14 protein-coding genes are annotated in these 17,634 nt (G+C 53.4%); 11 read left to right on the top strand and 3 right to left on the bottom strand.

The window, feature by feature from the left end:
• The first annotated feature begins 18 nt into the window (after window positions 1-18).
• The 8 genes from B5G27_RS07475 to B5G27_RS07435 all read left to right on the top strand — a co-directional run bounded on the left by B5G27_RS07475 (window position 19) and on the right by B5G27_RS07435 (window position 11,088).
• On the top strand, window positions 19-1,590 hold the full coding sequence (locus B5G27_RS07475; RefSeq protein ID WP_087178303.1) for an AAA family ATPase: 1,572 nt from the start codon (window positions 19-21) through the stop codon (window positions 1,588-1,590).
• A 152-nt stretch (window positions 1,591-1,742) separates the two neighbouring features.
• The gene (locus B5G27_RS07470; RefSeq protein WP_164488440.1) at window positions 1,743-3,131 is read left to right on the top strand and encodes a TrkH family potassium uptake protein; all 1,389 of its coding nucleotides are present in this window, start codon (window positions 1,743-1,745) and stop codon (window positions 3,129-3,131) included.
• A 92-nt stretch (window positions 3,132-3,223) separates the two neighbouring features.
• Entirely contained in the window at window positions 3,224-3,883 is a 660-nt protein-coding gene (locus B5G27_RS07465; protein WP_087178302.1) for a potassium channel family protein, read from the top strand.
• Between the two features lie 546 nt (window positions 3,884-4,429).
• Entirely contained in the window at window positions 4,430-6,118 is a 1,689-nt protein-coding gene (locus tag B5G27_RS07455; RefSeq protein ID WP_087178300.1) for a carbon starvation CstA family protein, read from the top strand.
• 282 nt (window positions 6,119-6,400) lie between these two features.
• Window positions 6,401-7,072 carry a response regulator transcription factor gene (locus B5G27_RS07450; RefSeq protein WP_087178299.1) on the top strand — a complete coding sequence of 224 codons (672 nt, stop codon included), beginning with the start codon at window positions 6,401-6,403 and terminating at the stop codon, window positions 7,070-7,072.
• Window positions 7,057-8,049: a sensor histidine kinase gene (locus tag B5G27_RS07445; protein ID WP_087178298.1), complete on the top strand. Its 993-nt coding sequence runs from the start codon at window positions 7,057-7,059 to the stop codon at window positions 8,047-8,049. The genes B5G27_RS07450 and B5G27_RS07445 overlap by 16 nt, the downstream gene beginning before the upstream one ends.
• Before the next feature lie 68 nt (window positions 8,050-8,117).
• Complete coding sequence (locus B5G27_RS07440) at window positions 8,118-8,813, top strand: ABC transporter ATP-binding protein (protein ID WP_087178297.1); 696 nt, start codon at window positions 8,118-8,120, stop codon at window positions 8,811-8,813.
• Window positions 8,800-11,088 carry an FtsX-like permease family protein gene (locus B5G27_RS07435; RefSeq protein ID WP_242958266.1) on the top strand — a complete coding sequence of 763 codons (2,289 nt, stop codon included), beginning with the start codon at window positions 8,800-8,802 and terminating at the stop codon, window positions 11,086-11,088. Before B5G27_RS07440 ends, B5G27_RS07435 begins: the two co-directional genes overlap by 14 nt.
• Window positions 11,089-11,431: 343 nt before the next feature.
• On the opposite strand, the gene B5G27_RS07430 is transcribed toward B5G27_RS07435, so the two are convergent.
• Together B5G27_RS07430 and B5G27_RS07425 are read right to left on the bottom strand one after the other, a co-directional pair.
• On the bottom strand, window positions 11,432-12,127 hold the full coding sequence (locus B5G27_RS07430) for a 3'-5' exonuclease (RefSeq protein WP_087178296.1): 696 nt from the start codon (window positions 12,125-12,127) through the stop codon (window positions 11,432-11,434).
• Window positions 12,128-12,263: 136 nt separating this feature from the next.
• Window positions 12,264-12,695 (bottom strand): hypothetical protein, encoded by a 432-nt coding sequence (locus tag B5G27_RS07425; RefSeq protein ID WP_087178295.1) that lies wholly within the window; start codon window positions 12,693-12,695, stop codon window positions 12,264-12,266.
• Between the two features lie 420 nt (window positions 12,696-13,115).
• Between B5G27_RS07425 and coaBC the strand changes: the two genes are divergently transcribed.
• The 3 genes from coaBC to B5G27_RS07410 all read left to right on the top strand — a co-directional run bounded on the left by coaBC (window position 13,116) and on the right by B5G27_RS07410 (window position 15,918).
• Complete coding sequence (gene coaBC / locus B5G27_RS07420) at window positions 13,116-14,345, top strand: bifunctional phosphopantothenoylcysteine decarboxylase/phosphopantothenate--cysteine ligase CoaBC (protein WP_087178294.1); 1,230 nt, start codon at window positions 13,116-13,118, stop codon at window positions 14,343-14,345.
• A 165-nt stretch (window positions 14,346-14,510) separates the two neighbouring features.
• Window positions 14,511-15,167, top strand: a complete 657-nt coding sequence (locus tag B5G27_RS07415; protein ID WP_242958275.1) for an ECF transporter S component — start codon at window positions 14,511-14,513, stop codon at window positions 15,165-15,167.
• Window positions 15,151-15,918, top strand: coding sequence for a type III pantothenate kinase (locus B5G27_RS07410; protein WP_087178292.1), 768 nt, complete (start codon window positions 15,151-15,153; stop codon window positions 15,916-15,918). Before B5G27_RS07415 ends, B5G27_RS07410 begins: the two co-directional genes overlap by 17 nt.
• Window positions 15,919-16,518: 600 nt before the next feature.
• Here B5G27_RS07410 and glgD read toward each other — a convergent pair.
• Window positions 16,519-17,634, bottom strand: a complete 1,116-nt coding sequence (gene glgD / locus B5G27_RS07405; RefSeq protein ID WP_087178291.1) for a glucose-1-phosphate adenylyltransferase subunit GlgD — start codon at window positions 17,632-17,634, stop codon at window positions 16,519-16,521.

Genomic DNA, 17,634 nt, shown 5'->3' with positions numbered 1-17,634 from the left:
AATAAGGGGAGAAGCCATATGGGAAGTTATCTGAATCCGTCCAATGACAATTTCATAAAAGCCCTGAATTCGGAAATTTATGTAGATAAGACCGGACTGATCCGCTATACAAACAAAGTGCTTAATACGCAGCAGCAGAATGTGTGTGTGAGCCGGCCGAGACGCTTCGGGAAAACAATGGCTGCGAATATGCTCGCTGCCTATTACAGCCGCGGCTGCGGATCACGGGAGTTGTTTGCGGGACTGAAGATCGCGTCCGATGATTCGTTTGAGAAACACCTGAACCGGTATGATACGATATTTATTAATATGCAGGAATTCCTGAGCCAGGGCAGGGGTGTGGAAGGCATGCTTTCTCTGTTAAGGAAGACGCTGCTCTGGGAGCTTCTGGAGGAATACCCGGATTATCGGTATTTTGACAGAGAAAACTTAGCCCGGACGATGCAGGATATTTATCGGAATACCGAATGCCCGTTTGTAGTCATTATCGATGAGTGGGACTGTGTATTCAGGGAAAACCGGGAAAATAAGGATGCACAGGAAATGTATCTTGATTTTCTGCGGGATCTGCTCAAAGACAAGGCTTATATCCATCTTGCCTATATGACGGGGATCCTTCCTATAAAAAAATATGGCACACATTCTGCCCTGAACATGTTTGATGAGTTTTCCATGATCGATCCGGGCCCATTGGCAGAGTATGCGGGATTTACAGAGGAAGAGGTGCTCGGCCTGTGCGAAGATTACGGGATGGACCCGGCCGAGGTGAAGGGCTGGTATGACGGTTACAGGCTTGGCGATGCTGCGCATGTGTACAGCCCGAGGTCGGTAGTAAGCTGCATGCAGTTCGGAAAGACGGGAAATTACTGGAATCAGACAGAGACATTCGAAGCGCTGAAAATGTACATTGATATGGATTTTGCAGGGCTTCAGGACGATGTGATCAGTATGGTCGCGGGGGAAGCTGTCCCGGTGACAACAGGGAGCTTTACCAATGATATGACTACGCTCCGGACGGAGGATGACGTGCTGACTCTGCTTATCCACCTCGGATACCTGGGTTATGACAGGAGAGAAAGGACAGCGTTTATCCCGAACAGCGAGATACGGGGAGAGTATGTGAATGCGGTCTCTGTTTCGGAGTGGGGCGGTATTTCAGAGGCGCTGAAGAATTCTGCGGATACACTGAATGCGATCTGGCAGAAACAGGCGGATCTTGCAGTGAAGGGGATCGAGGAAGCTCATTTTGAGACCTCCCACATCCAATATAATGATGAGAATGCATTGAGCTATACGATCTCTCTGGCGCTGTATGCGGCAAGGGCGTTTTATACTGTATACAGAGAACTCCCGACAGGGAAAGGCTTTGCGGACATGGTGTATATCCCGAGGAAGAACCATCCGGAAAAGCCGGCGCTCGTGGTGGAGCTGAAATGGGACAAAAGCGCTGACGGAGCGATCCGCCAGATCCGTAGGAGAGAGTATGTGAGGAGCCTTGAGGATTATCGGGGCAGGATACTGCTGGTCGGCATCAATTACGACAGGCGGACAAGAGAGCATCAGTGCGTGATCGAAGAAATGGAAAAATGATTTTTGGGGAATCATTCTTTAGCTCTTTCTTTACAGCCGCTTCTCTTGTCAATCCATATGGAGAGTGATATATTAAACAGGAAATGACTCCTGCGCCAGCAGGCCTGGTCAGCGTGCCCGCAGGAAAGTATAAATAGGAGAAATAATTTCATATGGAAGAGCAGAAAAAAAGTGCAAGGCGCGTGCGTTTGAATACAATGCAGCTCGTTGCACTTGGATTTTTTGGAGTGATCTTTCTGGGGGGCGTGCTCCTCTGGCTTCCGTTCAGCAACCAGAAGCCGATCGAGTTTATTGACGCGCTCTTTACTTCGGTGACCAGCGTATGCGTGACCGGACTTGTGACGATCGTCCCGGCGGATCAGTTCACTGTGGTGGGAAAGATCATACTGGTGGTCCTGATCCAGATCGGCGGTCTGGGCATCATCGCGTGCATCGCGTCATTTTACCTGATGCTGGGCAAGCGGATCTCCATGAAAAGGAGGATCACGATCCAGCAGGCGTACGGGCTGGATACACTTTCCGGAATGGTCAAATTTGTTATCCGTATCCTGAAAGGGACCTTTCTCGTGGAAGGGATCGGAGCTGTCCTGTTTGCCTTTAAGTTTATACCTGAGTATGGCGTCGTCGCGGGGATCGGATATTCCATATTCCACTCTGTGTCAGCATTCTGCAACGCGGGGATCGACATTATCGGAAGCACCAGTTTCCAGCAGTATGCTTTGTCGCCGCTGATCAATTTCACGACCATGTTCCTGATCGTGATGGGCGGTCTGGGATTCCCTGTGTGGTATGATATCGCTGCCAATGTGAGAAAGATCGGCAAAGAGAGAAAGCGGCCTTTGAAATGGCTCTTTACAAGACTGACGCTCCAGAGCAGGATCGTGATCATCATGACTGCCGGACTGATCCTTTTCGGCACACTGTGTTTCTTTATCATCGAGTTCGAGAACCCGGCGACCATGAAGGATATGAATGTATTCCAGAAGATCATGGCGTCTATGTTCCAGTCTGTGACAACAAGGACAGCGGGATATGCCACAGTATCCCAGGCGGGGCTTGAGGAGAGCTCCAAGCTCATCGGTTGCATCCTGATGTTTGTCGGAGGTTCCCCGGCAGGTACGGCCGGCGGTATCAAGACGACGACCGCGGCAATGCTGATCCTGACCGTGCTCTGTGTGCTCAGGAACCGCAGGGACACGGAGTGTTTTGACCGCAAGATCGCTACAGAATCCATCAAATCAGGCGTTACCATCGCGCTGATCACATTTATGGTCCTGTTCGCAGGGATCATGGCGCTGACTGTCTTCGAGCCGGGAGTGGATGTGCTGGACCTGATGTACGAGGCGGCATCCGCCATGGGTACAGTAGGATTGTCTGCAGACCTGACGCCGGGCCTTACGAGGGCGAGCCATATCGTGCTGATGCTGATGATGTACATAGGCCGTATCGGGCCCCTGACAATGGCGCTGGTATTTGCGGGAAAGAGTGATAAGAGTTCGCAGTTCAGGGAACTGCCGGAAGAGAAGGTAATGCTCGGATAACTGGCCGCGGATAACCGGACCGGGGCTGAGCGGCTGATCCGATGTATCCGGATCAGAAGAATGAAAGCAGAAAATATTTGGAGGAATAGACAATGGAAAAGCAGTATGCTGTACTTGGGCTGGGAAGTTTCGGAGAGAGCGTAGCGCTCACGCTGGAAAATATGGGGTGTGATGTCCTGGTGATGGATGACTCCTATGAGAAGATCCAGGATATCTCGGACAAAGTGTCCTATGCGATGAAGGCGGATGTGGCTGACCCGGATGCGCTCCAGGCGCTGGGCGGAAAAAATCTGGACGGTGTTGTGGTGGCGGTTTCGGAAAATCTCGAGGCGGGCATCATGGCAACCATGCTCTGCAAGGAGATGGGGATCCCGCTCGTGGTAGCGAAAGCAAAGAATAAACTCCAGGGGGCGATCCTTAAGCGTGTCGGAGCGGACCGGATCGTGTACCCGGAGATCGAGATGGGGAGCAGAGTGGCGAAGAGCCTGGTATCCAGGGAATTCATGGACTGGATCGAGCTCTCGAATGACTACAGTATGGTGGAGATCGCTGTCCCGGATAAATGGGTCGGACGGACGCTGGTGGACATCAATGTGCGTGAGCGCCTCGGCATCAATGTGGTGGGGATCATCATCAATGGGAAGATCGATGTGACTCTGGATCCGCAGAAGCCGCTGCCGGAAGGCGGGATCCTGATCGTGATCGGGGCGAACGATGTGCTGGAGAAGTTTGATTCCAAAAAGAAGCTGTAAAAAACAGAGCGCAATCTAATTTTTCCTTGACATTCCGAAATCCTGCGTTATAATAAAAACGAATTGTAAAAGAATACTGCTGAGAACAGGACAGGACTTCCGGCGCAGAGGTGTTTTCAGAGAGTTCCCGGACGGTGAGAGGGGACAGCACAGCCCGGTGAAGCCATCGCCTGCGAGCAGTCTGGGTCAAATCTTTGGAGAGTAGCCCGGACCGGGATTCTCCCGTTACAGGGATACCTGTTGCCCCGCCGGTTGTGCGGCAGACAGGGATGAGGGACCGGCAGCGCAGAGAGGCGCAGCAATGCAGAGAAGCGCAGCACCGGTAACAGAAGTGGTATCGCGGAAAAGTATTTCGTCTTCTGACAGAGTGATCTGTCAGAGGGCGTTTTTTATTTCCGTGAAGCAGCGATCCAGGCGGACATGCCTGCATGTCCGTTTGGCGGCTCCCGCGAAGGTCCTTTCGGCAGCTTTTGCATTTCAGGATGCATCGGATGCATCGGCATCCGTGAGACAATCTTTTTTAGATACAAAGGAGAGTAGAGGATTATGAACACATTAGTAATCGTACTGATCGCCGCTGTGTGCCTGATCACTGCCTATGTGCTGTACGGACGCTGGCTGGCGAAGAAATGGGGGATCGACCCGAAGGCGAAGACTCCGGCGGTCCTGCATAATGACGGGCAGGATTACGTGCCCACGGACGGATGGACAGTCTTTGCCCATCAGTTTTCATCCATCGCGGGCGCGGGCCCTGTCACCGGAGCGATCCAGGCGGCGGCGTTCGGCTGGCTGCCGGTCCTTCTGTGGATCATCCTGGGAGGCATCTTCTTCGGGGCAGTCACGGACTTTGGAGCACTGTACGCGAGCGTCAAGAATGACGGAAAGTCCATGGGACTCCTGATCGAGAAGTATATCGGAAAAGCGGGAAGAAAGCTCTTCCTCGGATTCTGCTGGCTGTTCTGTCTTATTGTTATCGCAGCGTTTGCTGACATGGTGGCAGATACATTTAACGCGTATGTCGTGACGGACGGCGTGCAGACGCTCTCTGAAAATGCGACAGTAAACGGGGCGGCGGGAAGTATTTCCCTGTTCTTCATCCTGTTCGCGGTCGTGTTCGGCGTGGTCCAGCATAAGGTGAAATTCACCGGATGGAAGGAAGTCGTATTCGGGCTGGTATGCACGGTGCTCGCATTTGTATTCGGTATGAACTTCCCGGTGATCCTGGGCAAGGATATGTGGGTGTACATCGCATTTATCTATATCTTCCTGGCGGCGGTGCTTCCGATGTGGTTCGTGATGCAGCCCAGGGATTATATGTCGACCTTTATGTTCGTGGGAATGATCGCGGGCGCGGTGCTGGGACTGATCTTTGCGCATCCGTCCATGAACCTTCCGGCGTTTACGGGATTCCAGAATGAGAGTCTGGGAACGCTCTTCCCGATCCTGTTCGTGACAGTCGCATGCGGCGCGGTGTCCGGATTCCACAGCCTGGTGTCGTCCGGTACGTCCTCCAAGACGATCTCAAACGAAAAGGATATGCTGAAAGTCGGATACGGAGCCATGGTCCTGGAAAGCCTTCTGGCGGTCATCGCGCTCTGCGTGGCAGGCGCGGCGGCAGGTGCGGACGGCACAGCGGCAGTGGGAACGCCGTTCCAGATCTTCTCCTCAGGAGTCGCTGGATTCCTCGAGATGTTCGGCATCCCGGTCTTTGTGGCGCAGAGCTTCATGACGATGTGCGTATCTGCCCTGGCATTTACGACACTGGATTCCGTAGCGCGTATCGGGCGTATGTCCTTCCAGGAGCTGTTCAGCGTGGATGACATGGAGCACGCGGAGGGCTGGAGGAAAGTCCTGTGCAACAAGTATTTTGCGACAGTCATCACTCTGGTGTTCGGCTACATTCTGACCCAGGTCGGATACTCCAATATCTGGCCGCTGTTCGGAAGCGCGAACCAGCTGCTGAGCGCGCTTGTGCTGATCACGCTGTGCGTATTCCTGAAAGTGACGGGAAGGACGATGAAGACGCTGGTGCCGCCGTTTGTGATCATGCTGATCGTGACATTCTCCGCCCTGGTGCAGAGATTTATCTCACTCGTTAAAGCATTCTCAGCGGGAACGGGCGTGTTCATGGTCGAGGGACTGCAGCTTATCGTTGCGGTGCTGCTCATGGTGCTCGGTGTGACGATCGTGGTCACGTCGGGGAAAGAGCTTATCAGGAAAAAAGCTGAGAACTAAGCGGATTTAAAAATAGCAGTTCAACCATCGGAAGTCGGAGGCTGAACTGCTTTTTTGTGTGCGTCCTGCCGAGGGGCAGATACAGCCGCTGCTGCGGGGCGGTCCTGCAAAATGTTCCGGGAACGGATTACGATCACGCATTCGCCTTGTAATCCCATGCCCGCCGGTTTATACTACGCATATGGATTCAGGCATGATATGAAATCTCCGGAACAGATGCAGGCCAGAAAATTACGCAGCCATCGGGAGATGCAGAAGTATCGGTAAGGAAGGGAAGAATAAATGCAGAAGATTTTAGTAGTGGAAGACGACAGGGAGATGAACCAGGGGATTTCCTATGTCCTGGAGGAAGAGGGCTATCGCACCATATCCGCCCACACTATCGCGGAAGGGCGGGACGCTTATGAAAAGAACGGCGCGGATCTGATCCTGCTGGATGTGAACCTGCCGGACGGGGAAGGCTTTGGATTCTGCCGCTGGATCCGGGAGCGCTCCAAAGTCCCGGTGCTCTTCCTGACGGCAAGGGACCTGGAGGAGGACGCCCTGCTGGGGTATGAAGTGGGCGCGGAGGACTATGTGACAAAGCCATTCTCCATGAAGATCCTGCTCAGGAAGATCAGCGTCATCCTGAAGCGGAGCGGGGAGGAGCAGGGGACTGTGTTTGACGACGGATTCCTGAGGCTCGACCTGCTCCGGGCAAAGGCGGAAGTAAATGGGAAGGCGTGTTCTGTCACTCCTACGGAATTCCGGATCCTCAAAGAGTTCCTCGCCCACAGGGGGCAGCTCCTCACCTATGAAGTGCTGCTGGACAGGCTGTGGGACGGCGGGAACCAGTTTGTGGATAAGCATGCCCTGGCGGTGAATATAAACCGGCTGCGGGGAAAGATCGAGGACGCGGAGCACAAATATATTTCAAATGTATATGGGATGGGGTATCAATGGATTGGACAGTGATCATCGCAGTGTGCGCCGCCGCGGCAGCGGGCGTCATGGGCTGGAAGCTGTGGAAGATGAAGCGGGACGTCTATGAGTTCGCGGACGCGCTGGAGGAGAGCCTGGACGCGGTCATCCAGGGCAGAAGACCGTGGGAAAGCGGGGAAACGGAAGACACGCTCCTGGGGAGGGTGAAGGAAAAGCTGCGCCGGGTCTTCCATATCCTGGAGAAGAAGGAAGAAGAGACTGCGAGGAGCAGGCAGCAGATCAGAGAGCTGATCTCGGACATTTCCCACCAGACGAAGACGCCGGTCGCAAACCAGAAGATCTATCTGGAAATTTTGAAAAGCAGGGGTCTCCCTGAGGATGCGGGAGAATTTCTGGATAAGCTGGAGCATCAGACGGACAGGCTGGATTTCCTCTTCCGGAGCCTTGTAAAAATGTCCCGGCTGGAGACCGGCGTGATCCAGATCCGGAAGGAAACCGCGGATCTGATACAGACATTGGGATGCGCGGTGGCGGCTGTCGTCCCGGCAGCCTCGAAGAAAAATATCGTTCTCTCTGTGGAAAGAGAAGACGGGGAAGGGGCGCTGGAACTGCCCCATGATAAAAAATGGACGGAAGAAGCCATCTATAATCTGCTGGACAATGCTGTGAAATATACCACGCAGGGCGGGAGGGTCACGGTCCGGGTGCAGCGGCGTGAGATCTTCACGGAGATCCATGTGCGGGATACCGGGAAGGGGATCGCACCGAAGCGGCATGCCCAGATCTTTACCCGGTTTTACCGCGAGCCGGAAGTCCACGGACAGGATGGCCTTGGTATCGGGCTGTACCTGACGAGGAAGATCGCGGAGATGCAGGGCGGATATGTGGAAGTGCGCTCAGAAGAGGGAGCAGGAGCGGACTTCTGTATTTATCTGCCGAATGAACAGCAAGGGCAGGGGCAGCGGACGGAGAGGGGCGCGTCAGGAGGGAGCGCGGTCACAGTTTTGTGATTATCCGAGATTGAGACCGGTCTGTGATTTTCAGCGTGTATCCTGAGATCACAGAGGAGGTAAGAAATATGGGAGATTACATTGTAAGAACAGTTGGGCTGAAGAAATATTACCGTCTCGGAGAGAATACGGTAAAGGCGCTGGACGGAGTGGATTTCGCCGTGAAGGAGCGGGAGTTTACCGCCATCATCGGGAAGTCGGGGAGCGGAAAGAGCACTCTGCTGCATATGATCGGCGGGCTTGACACACCCACTGCCGGAGAAGTCTATGTGGACGGAAGGAAGCTCTCGGATATGAACAGAGAGCAGCTCGCCGTTTTCAGGAGGCGCAAGGTGGGATTTGTATTCCAGAGTTATAACCTGGTGCCGGACCTGAATGTGTATGAGAATGTGGTGCTGCCCATCGAGCTGGACGGGAAGCGGATCGACCGGAGGTTCGTGAGGGAGATCCTGGAACTGCTCCAGATCGACGGGAAAGCGGAGGCTCTGCCGGGGATGTTATCCGGGGGACAGCAGCAGCGCGTCGCCATCGCCCGCGCTGTGGCGGCAAAACCGGGGATTATCCTGGCGGATGAACCGACTGGGAATCTGGATACCGCGTCCGGGCATGACGTGATGGGTCTGCTCAAAGTGGCGGCGAAACAGTTCCAACAGACCGTGATCCTGATCACACATGACAATGATATCGCGCAGATGGCGGACCGGACCGTGCATATTGAGGACGGCAGGATCGTAAAGGCAGGTGACCGTTATGCTGGCAAATAACAACCGCAGGGTCATCGACCGCATGGCAAAGAGCACGCTGAGGAACAATAAGGGAAGGAACCTGATCATTTTTCTGTCCATCGTACTGGCATCCTTTATGCTCTTTTCGATCTTTACGGCAGGGATCACTTATTTTAAAATGCAGCGGCTCCAGAATATCCGTTTAAACGGCGGGGAGTACGACGCCATCATGTACGGAGTCACTGAGGAACAGAGGGAGAAGTGTGAAAATAACCCGGATATAAAAAGGACGGGGATCCTCGCCATGAGCGGATACATCGAATCCACGGAAAAGGATGGCACTGTGGAGGCTTCCTGTATCTGGGCGGATCCTGTGTGCTGGGATGAGATCATGGCGCCGGCGCGGGACTGGGTGATCGGAGTTTATCCCAAGGCTGACAATGAGGTTATGGTGACAAAAGAAGCGCTGGAGCAGGCAGGGCTTGCCGGGCTTACGGTGGGGGACAGTTTTTCCGCAGGATACCGGGATGGGAACGGAAATCTGCTGACAAAGGAGTTCATCATATCCGGCATGTGGGACGGCTATGGGACGAAGAATGCGTTCTATGTGTCAGAGGCATTTTACCGGGAGTCAGGATATGACGTGTCAGAGGTGAGATGCGGGAGATTCCATCTGGACTTTGACAGGCTGGTCATGACATCCGGTGAGCAGGAAGCATTTATCGAGAGCCTGGATCTGGGGAAACAGCAGGCCGTGTATTTTACCGGTGATATGGGATATTCTCTGCCTATCTTTTTCGGCCTGTGCGCCCTTGCGGCAGTGACCTGCCTGTGCGCGTATCTCCTGATCTATAATATCCTGTATCTTGCCGTATCGGGAAATGTCCGTTATTACGGGCTGCTCCAGACTGTGGGGATGACAGGCAGGCAGATCCGGCGGCTGATCCGCAGGCAGATGATGTTCCTCGGATGCGCGGGAGTGCTGGGAGGGCTTCTGGCAGGGGGAGCGGTCTCGTTCCTGCTCCTTCCGTCGGTGATCCGTTTCCTCGGGATCCGTGCCGGGGAGGAGGGGGATGTCCCTGTAACACTGAACCCGGCAGTCGTTCTCCTGACGGTTGCCCTGACCGCGTTTACGATATATATGGGCAGCAGGAAGCCTGTGAAAATGGCTGTGTCTGTCTCACCTCTGGAGGCAGCGGGATACCGCCCGGCGCAGGGGAAGGACGGGCGCCGGCGGACGGGAAGAGGAAGGCTGATCCCCAGGATGGCGCTGGACCAGGTATTAAAAGACAAAAAGAAATCCGCTGTGATCATAGTTTCGCTTGCAGCCGGGCTGTCTGTATTCCTATGCCTGAGCACCCTTCTGGAAAGCCAGGCGGCGAGGACCATTGTGACAAATCATATGAATAATGATATCACGGTCACAAATGATACGCTGAAAAAGGAAGATCCCGAAGAGCACAGGGATCTGCTGACAGAAGATTTTCTCAGAAGCCTGGAGGATGTCAGCGGAGTGTCTCAGGTCTATCCGCTCATATACGGGCAGATTACAGTGCCCTGGGAGCCGGATTTTGCCGATCTGTGGATGGAAGAATTTTACGCGAAGTGGATGAACATACCCTATTCGGATGAGGCGGAGGAATATAAGGAGTATCCGGAAAATTTCGGTTCCGTCATACTGGGAGTCAGCGAGGCGGAGTTCCCCTATCTCCAGGAAACCGTGGGAGCAGAACTTGACAGAGAAGAATTCCTGTCCGGAAGATCATGTGTGCTGTACCGGAACGGTCTGGATCTGACGATGGATGATCTGGCGGGGAAAGAAGTCACCTGCGCGGAGTACGGGAACGGTGAAAATACACGTACATTCCAGATCGCCGGGCTGACGGATGAGGGATATTACAGCGGCCCCATGCTCGGGTATCCGCCCACGGTCATTGTGAGCGATGCTGTGGTCAGAGAGTTTATCCCCGCTCCGGTTGTCTCCAAGGCGGGGATCAGGTATGCGGAGAAGTATGACGAACAGACAGAGCAGGAAGTGCTGGATCTGTTCAGGAGCAGCCCGGATGCTCATCCTGGAGGGACTGTTCTTCGCAGGCGGGTCGCTTATCCTGACCGCCACCGCGGGGCTCGCTGTGACGTATGCAGTGTACCAGTCTATGAACTATATGCAGGCGCCCTTTGTGGTGCCGGTGTGGCCCCTGGTGGGGATGGCGGTGTTTATCACAGCAGTATGTGTCGGGATTCCCCTTGCCGCGGGAGCGCGGATGATCAGGAAGGGGAGCGTGGTGGAGAGGGTGAGGCTTATCTGAACTGACCCATTTTATCTGGATAGGATGGGGGTGGTGCTGATGGACAAGAAACCGTTTGACTTTAAAGATCTAATGGCTTTTGGAATGTTCATTCTGGCATTGCTGACATTCGTATTTGCGAATTTGAAGTAGTGTTTAAAGCATAGCAAAACCGCCCTTGTACTTTGGCGAGTAAGGGCGGTTTCATAAACTTAACTTATTGGTCAACCACTTTGGCGGTTGTTCTTTTAGCACCTTTAATATAGCATATCTTACTGGCAGGTGGCAAGGATTATTCAGTTTTTATAACAGAAATAAGGTATGCATATATGTTATGTGATAATTCTTTAAAGGGTGTGGAAACTCCATTTATCCTTTCAGCAGCCCGTCTATCATCCTGGATGCCTCGCTCCGGGTCAGTGTCTGGGGATCCAGGTCGATCTTTGCGCCCCGCTTCCGGATCAGGCTGGTAAGAAAGGCGAGCTGTTTCGGCGTGGCGGGCTGAGGTTTTCTGACCTTGTATGTAAGCTGCACAGGCTGAAAGAGCCTGGGCTCGTCCGCTTCAAAATAATGCGCCAGAGTCTGGTAAAGCTTGGCAGTGGCAAGCGCGTCGTGGTAGGCGCGGTGCGCGGATTTATTTTCTATATGGTAGTGGTCGCACAGGCTGCCCAGGCTTTTTGAGTCCAGGTCAGCATGCACTTTTCTGGCAATTTTCAGGGTGTCAATGCCCATCTTTTCAAATGTCAGACCGTCCTGTACGGCGCTGCATTTCACAAAACTGTAATCAAAGATCACATTGTGGCCGATCAGGACGTCGTCCCCGCAGAAATCCAGGAAGTCAGAGACTACCTGGCTGCGGGGATTTGCGTCCGCGACCATTTCATTTGTGATCCCGGTAAGCGCTGTGATCGCCGGTGAGACAGGAGATACGGGACGGATAAATTCCATGAACCGTTCCGCAACCCTGCCTTCCCGCACTTTCAGCGCTCCGATCTCTATGATCTCATTTTCCATGGGATCGAGTCCCGTTGTCTCAATGTCAAATGCAATGTATGATCTCAGCATGATTTCCGCTCCTTTTCTGACTGCTATTATAAAGGGAAAGGAGGAGAAAATCCAATTTTATTTACCGTCCGGCATAAGAGCTCCGGTATAAGAGCATCGGATATGCGCCGGATTACGGCTGAGTCTGTATCTGTATTTACAGATATCCCCGGAGATCCTTTATAAAATCTTCTTCCGTGCGGATGATCCGGTCCGCCAGGGCAAGCGCTTTCTTATCCGCGCGGTCCAGCGTGTTCCGCCGCTCGCCCAGGGTCTTGATCCCCATACTGCAGCCGTCGATGAGGAGTTTGGAGATCTGCGTGTTGTCGTCATTGAAAGTGAGCTTCATCTCTGTGGTAAACCATGCAAAAGTGCTGGAGACAGCTCCCGGCTCCTTCGGCTCATAACCGCATTCGCTGAGACATTCATCCGCTTCCTGCCTCAGCTTTGCGTGGCGCTCTGCGTAGCTGTCCGCCAGTTCCAACAGGCGGTGATCCCTGATGTATTCCCGGATCTGCCCGATACTGTCCTCCGCCATCCTGCATCCGCTGGTGCACTCTTCCAGCAGTTTTCTTGTCTGTTCATCCATGATCTTCCATATCCTTTCTTAATTCTAATAATCTCTTATACTTAGAGTGTCAGGGATATTGTGCGCATTTTTCTGATGGATTATGCGGTAACAGTTCAGCCATCGGGCTGCGCGGGAGAGAAAATCATGCTCGCATGATTTTTCGAGCGGGCAGTCCGATGAGCTGAGCGCCCGTTTATGAGGAAAACAGCGGTGGCAGCCGCAATAAGCACGCAGTGCGGTTTTCCGAATGGCGCGGGCTGAACTGTTACATTATGCCCACAGATACGGAGCGGATTGATTTTTCAGCTTTCATGCCATATAATAGAGCGGAACCGGAGCAATCCCGACGCAGGGGCGGGATGTTCACACATAATCGGAAGACAGCGTCCGCAGCGCGGGCGCACACGGTTCTGTCGGACTTAAGAAAGGGGGTAACCTATGTTAAAGGGAAAGACAGTCCTGCTCGGGGTCACGGGCAGCATCGCCGCGTACAAGACCGCGTCCCTGGCCAGCGCGCTCAAAAAGCTGCACGCGGATGTGCATGTGCTGATGACGCAGAATGCGGTGAACTTCATCAATCCCATCACGTTCGAGACTCTGACCGGCAACAAGTGTCTTGTAGACACATTTGACCGTAATTTTGAGTACAGCGTGGAGCATGTATCGCTGGCAAAGAAGGCGGACGTGGTGATGATCGCGCCTGCCAGCGCCAATGTGATCGGCAAGATCGCCCACGGCATCGCGGACGATATGCTGACGACCACTGTGATGGCGTGCAGGTGCCGCAAGATCGTGGCTCCTGCCATGAACACAAACATGTTCGAGAATCCGATCGTACAGGATAATATGAAGATCCTGGAAAATTATGGATATGAGGTCATCAGCCCGGCTGTGGGATATCTGGCATGCGGCGACACGGGCGCAGGGAAGATGCCGGAGCCGGAGCTCCTGCTCGAGTATATCCTTCAGGAGATCGCCTGTGAAAAGGATATGCAGGGCCTGAATGTGCTCGTGACAGCGGGACCGACCCAGGAGGCGGCGGATCCGGTCCGCTATCTTACGAACCACTCCACGGGGAAGATGGGGTATGCCATTGCCACAGTGTGCGCGCGGCGCGGCGCGTCCGTGACGCTTGTGAGCGGCCCGACCGCTCTGAAGAAGCCGCAGTTCGTCCGCATGGTGGAGATCACGACCGCAAAAGAGATGTTTGAGGCAGTGGCCGGACGGGCATCAGAGCAGGATATCATCGTCAAGGCAGCAGCAGTGGCGGATTACCGCCCGAAATCTGTGAGCAGTGAAAAGATGAAGAAAAAAGACGGGGAGCTCACGCTGGAACTGGAGCGGACAGACGATATCCTGGCCTGGCTCGGCGGGCATAAGAGACCGGGGCAGTTCCTGTGCGGGTTTGCCATGGAGACGCAGGACCTGATCGGGAACGCCAGGCAGAAGCTTCAGAAAAAGAACCTGGACATGATCGTGGCGAACAGCCTGAGAGTGGAAGGAGCGGGATTTGGCGGCGATACCAATGTGGTGACCATGATCACGGAAAACGAGGAACTCTCACTCGGGAAAATGTCAAAAGAGGAGACAGCCTCAAAGATCATGGACCGGATCATGGACATACGGGCTGCCGAAGATATTGGCGGCAGCGAAAACAATCGAATATAGGGACAGAATTCTTAACTGTGCCAAATGTATTGTATCCCTTACGGGAATGATAACAAGGAGGCAATCATGAAAAATTCAGAAAATCAAAGAACAGAAACCAGGAAACAGACTGACAGCAGCCGGCCAAACAGCGGCGGTGTACAGTCAGGGAGCAGATTCAGCACGATGAGCATGGTCCAGGTGGCGATCTTCGGTGCGATCATATGCATCATGGCCTTTACCCCCTTTCTGGGCTATATCCCGCTTGGATTTACAAGGGCGACCATCATCCATGTGCCGGTCATCGTCGCGTCCCTTCTGATGGGACCGAAAAAGGGAGCGGCGCTGGGATTCCTTTTCGGGCTGACCAGTTTTATCAATAATACGATGAACCCCACGCCTACCTCATTCGTGTTTACGCCCTTTTACAGCATCGGGGATGTGAGCGGCGGTCTGGGAAGTATAATCATATGCTTTATCCCGAGGATCCTTGTGGGTGTAGTGCCGTATTTTGTATACAAGCTGGTCATGTGGCTCACCAAAGACCTGGTCAAAAGGAAGAGCGGGATCTCAAGCGTGGGTCTCGTGCTTGCGGGAGTGAGCGGCGCGCTGGTCAATACCCTGCTCGTCATGAACCTGATCTTCGTGTTCTTCAGAGAGGCATATGCCGCGGCGAATGAAGTCGCAGTGTCAGCGGTCTATACGTTTATCCTGACAGTGATCGGGGTCAACGGCGTGCCTGAGGCAATCGTCGCAGGGATCCTGACCCTTCTCATCGGACGTGTGCTCTTAAAGAAAAATGTCAGGGAAAGGCTGGGCTTAAGAAATGATATTGGCTATTGATATCGGGAATACAAATATCGTGATCGGGTGCATGGACGGCAAAAAGTGCGTGTTCATCGAGCGGCTGTCCACCGTGCGCACAAAGACGGAGCTTGAATACGCCATTGACATCAAGAATGTGCTGGATATCTATCATATAAAAAGAGCAGACCTGGAGGGGGGGATCATCTCCTCGGTGGTTCCGCAGATCACCACGATCGTAAAGCTCGCGGTAGAGAAGATCCTGAAAAAAGAACCGCTCATCGTCGGCGCAGGCATCAAAACCGGGCTCAATATCCGCATCGATAACCCGGCGCAGCTCGGCAGCGATCTTGTGGTGGACTCAGTGGCGGCGATCGCAGAATATCCCGTTCCACTTCTGGTCTTCGACATGGGGACTGCGAATACAGTCTGCGTGATCGATAAAAATAAGAATTACATCGGCGGGATGATCTATCCCGGGATCGGCGTATCCCTTGATTCCCTCACTGCGAATGCATCGCAGTTGGGCGGCATCAGCCTGGAGGCTCCGGAGCATATCATCGGGAAAAATACGGTGGAGTGCATGAAAAGCGGCACCATATACAGCGCCGCCGCTGCCATAGACGGTATCATTGACCGTCTGGCGGAAGAACTGGACGGGGATGTGACCGTAGTCGCCACCGGAGGGCTGGCAGGGAAGATCGTGCCCCACTGCCGGAGAGAGATCCGGCTGGATGAAGATCTGCTGCTCAAGGGGCTGGCGGTCATCTATCAGAAAAATCAAAGGTGAATCTGGATTTGCGGGGGGAGCCTTCCTCTTGGTTGAACGTCCGAAAACCGTCGATATGATTGAGGACATTTTCGTGGCGTATGGGGATATGGCTCAGGTTCCGGTTCCGTAATCTGGGAAAGACGTAAAAAGAATGGGATACGGCTAAGGACAATTTCAAAGCGGAAGATTCGCCTGCGGCTCAGGCATCCGCTTTGAAATTAACGCCGCATCCCATTCTTTTAAGTCTTTCCATCAGATTACTCCAAGTCACCGTCGCCATATCCCCGTCCGCCGCGAAAGTGCGCATCAAAGGGGGGCCGGTTTTCTGCGTGCATCCGACCGGAAGGTCCCCGCAGGCAAATGCAGGATTTCGAAAGGTGGGTGAGAGGGGGGCTTTTTGTCGAAGAAGTTCCCCTCTCTCACTACGTTTTTAAACGCTGCATTTGCTGGGGACCTTTCGGCTTGAGTAAACCAGAAAACAGCGAAGCGTTTTTTCGAAAAACTTTCAGCCCCGGAGCCGAAGCCACCCACACACCCGTGCTGAATACGTCTTCTATAACCGCGCTTCGCTGGTTTCGTCCGATTTACTCGATCACAGGCTCCCCCGTAATTACAGATTTACAGTGTATCGCCGCGTTTGATGTATCCCGGTTTTTCGGGAGACGCGATGACTCTCTTGCCGCGGATCAGCCTTGCGTGCTTATCTACGACGAGGTTTTCTACGTGGACGCCTTTTCCGATGACTACGTCAGCGGAGATGACACAGTTCTTTACGACAGCGCCCGGTTTGATGATGCAGCCTCTTCCGATGATGGAATCCTCGACTGTGCCTTCGATCAGGCAGCCGTTGGATACGACGGAAGATGTCACCTTGCTGCCCTCGAAATACTGTGTCGGGCAGGAGTCGTTCGTACGGGTGTAGATCGGCCAGTCCGGGCTGAACAGATCGGAAGCGTGCTTTAAGTCGATCAGGTCCATGTTTGCGTGATAGTAGCTGTTGAAATCGCAGATCGCTGCGAAGTATCCTCTGTGGGAGACTGCGCGGATGTCAAGATTCTCGCACTCTTCATTGAGGATATCAGCGAAGGTGTACATGGAGGACGTCTTATGCGCTTTCTTTACCAGGTCGATAAAAAGTTCTTTTGACATCACATAAGTGTCCAGGGAAATATTTTTGTTTTTCGCATTTCCGTGGTTCGGCTCGATGGAGAGCACGCCTTTCTGTTTGTTGATGTTGAGCGTGCCGCAGTTGAGGAATGCTTCCTTCGCATTGTCCACAGAGTGGTACATCATGGAGATGTCTGCACCTGACTCGATATGTTCGCTGAGGAAGGTGCTGTAATCTGCTGTATATATCATGTAGCTCGGAGCGATGACAACATAGGGAAGATGGATCCTCTCGATGCAGTCCATGTTTTCAATGTATGCCGCCACGTCAGTGCTGTAGATATCACCGATGCGGTTGTTCTCTGTATACATGATATTGAGCTGTCCGCGCTTGGAGTTGATATTGTAGTGGCGCCCTGTCCCCAGATGCTCTGTCAGGGAACGAGGTTTCCTGCGGACGTATACCTGGATATTGTCAATCCCGCTGTTGCTCATATTTGAGATCGGGAAATCGATCGTGCGGTATCTGCCGAGGAAAGAAAAGGCTCCTACCGGACGGTATGCCTGAAGCCCGTCTACCTGGATGTGATTTCCGGCAAAATTAACGATTCCGAATGCCTTACTCAT

The organism is Lachnoclostridium sp. An76 (assembly GCF_002161355.1).
GTDB classification, from domain to species: Bacteria; Bacillota; Clostridia; order Lachnospirales; family Lachnospiraceae; genus Mediterraneibacter; species Mediterraneibacter caccavium.
This window is presented reverse-complemented; position numbering and strand designations above follow the sequence as displayed.

Excerpts from the sequence above, each read along its gene's own strand:
- B5G27_RS07475 (WP_087178303.1), top strand. The coding sequence starts at position 19 with ATGGGAAGTTATCTGAATCCGTCCAATGACAATTTCATAAAAGCCCTG.
- B5G27_RS07470 (WP_164488440.1), top strand. The coding sequence starts at position 1,743 with ATGGAAGAGCAGAAAAAAAGTGCAAGGCGCGTGCGTTTGAATACAATG.
- B5G27_RS07465 (WP_087178302.1), top strand. The coding sequence starts at position 3,224 with ATGGAAAAGCAGTATGCTGTACTTGGGCTGGGAAGTTTCGGAGAGAGC.
- B5G27_RS07455 (WP_087178300.1), top strand. The coding sequence starts at position 4,430 with ATGAACACATTAGTAATCGTACTGATCGCCGCTGTGTGCCTGATCACT.
- B5G27_RS07450 (WP_087178299.1), top strand. The coding sequence starts at position 6,401 with ATGCAGAAGATTTTAGTAGTGGAAGACGACAGGGAGATGAACCAGGGG.
- B5G27_RS07445 (WP_087178298.1), top strand. The coding sequence starts at position 7,057 with ATGGATTGGACAGTGATCATCGCAGTGTGCGCCGCCGCGGCAGCGGGC.
- B5G27_RS07440 (WP_087178297.1), top strand. The coding sequence starts at position 8,118 with ATGGGAGATTACATTGTAAGAACAGTTGGGCTGAAGAAATATTACCGT.
- B5G27_RS07435 (WP_242958266.1), top strand. The coding sequence starts at position 8,800 with ATGCTGGCAAATAACAACCGCAGGGTCATCGACCGCATGGCAAAGAGC.
- B5G27_RS07430 (WP_087178296.1), bottom strand. The coding sequence starts at position 12,127 with ATGCTGAGATCATACATTGCATTTGACATTGAGACAACGGGACTCGAT.
- B5G27_RS07425 (WP_087178295.1), bottom strand. The coding sequence starts at position 12,695 with ATGGATGAACAGACAAGAAAACTGCTGGAAGAGTGCACCAGCGGATGC.
- coaBC (WP_087178294.1), top strand. The coding sequence starts at position 13,116 with ATGTTAAAGGGAAAGACAGTCCTGCTCGGGGTCACGGGCAGCATCGCC.
- B5G27_RS07415 (WP_242958275.1), top strand. The coding sequence starts at position 14,511 with ATGAGCATGGTCCAGGTGGCGATCTTCGGTGCGATCATATGCATCATG.
- B5G27_RS07410 (WP_087178292.1), top strand. The coding sequence starts at position 15,151 with ATGATATTGGCTATTGATATCGGGAATACAAATATCGTGATCGGGTGC.
- glgD (WP_087178291.1), bottom strand. The coding sequence starts at position 17,634 with ATGAGTAAGGCATTCGGAATCGTTAATTTTGCCGGAAATCACATCCAG.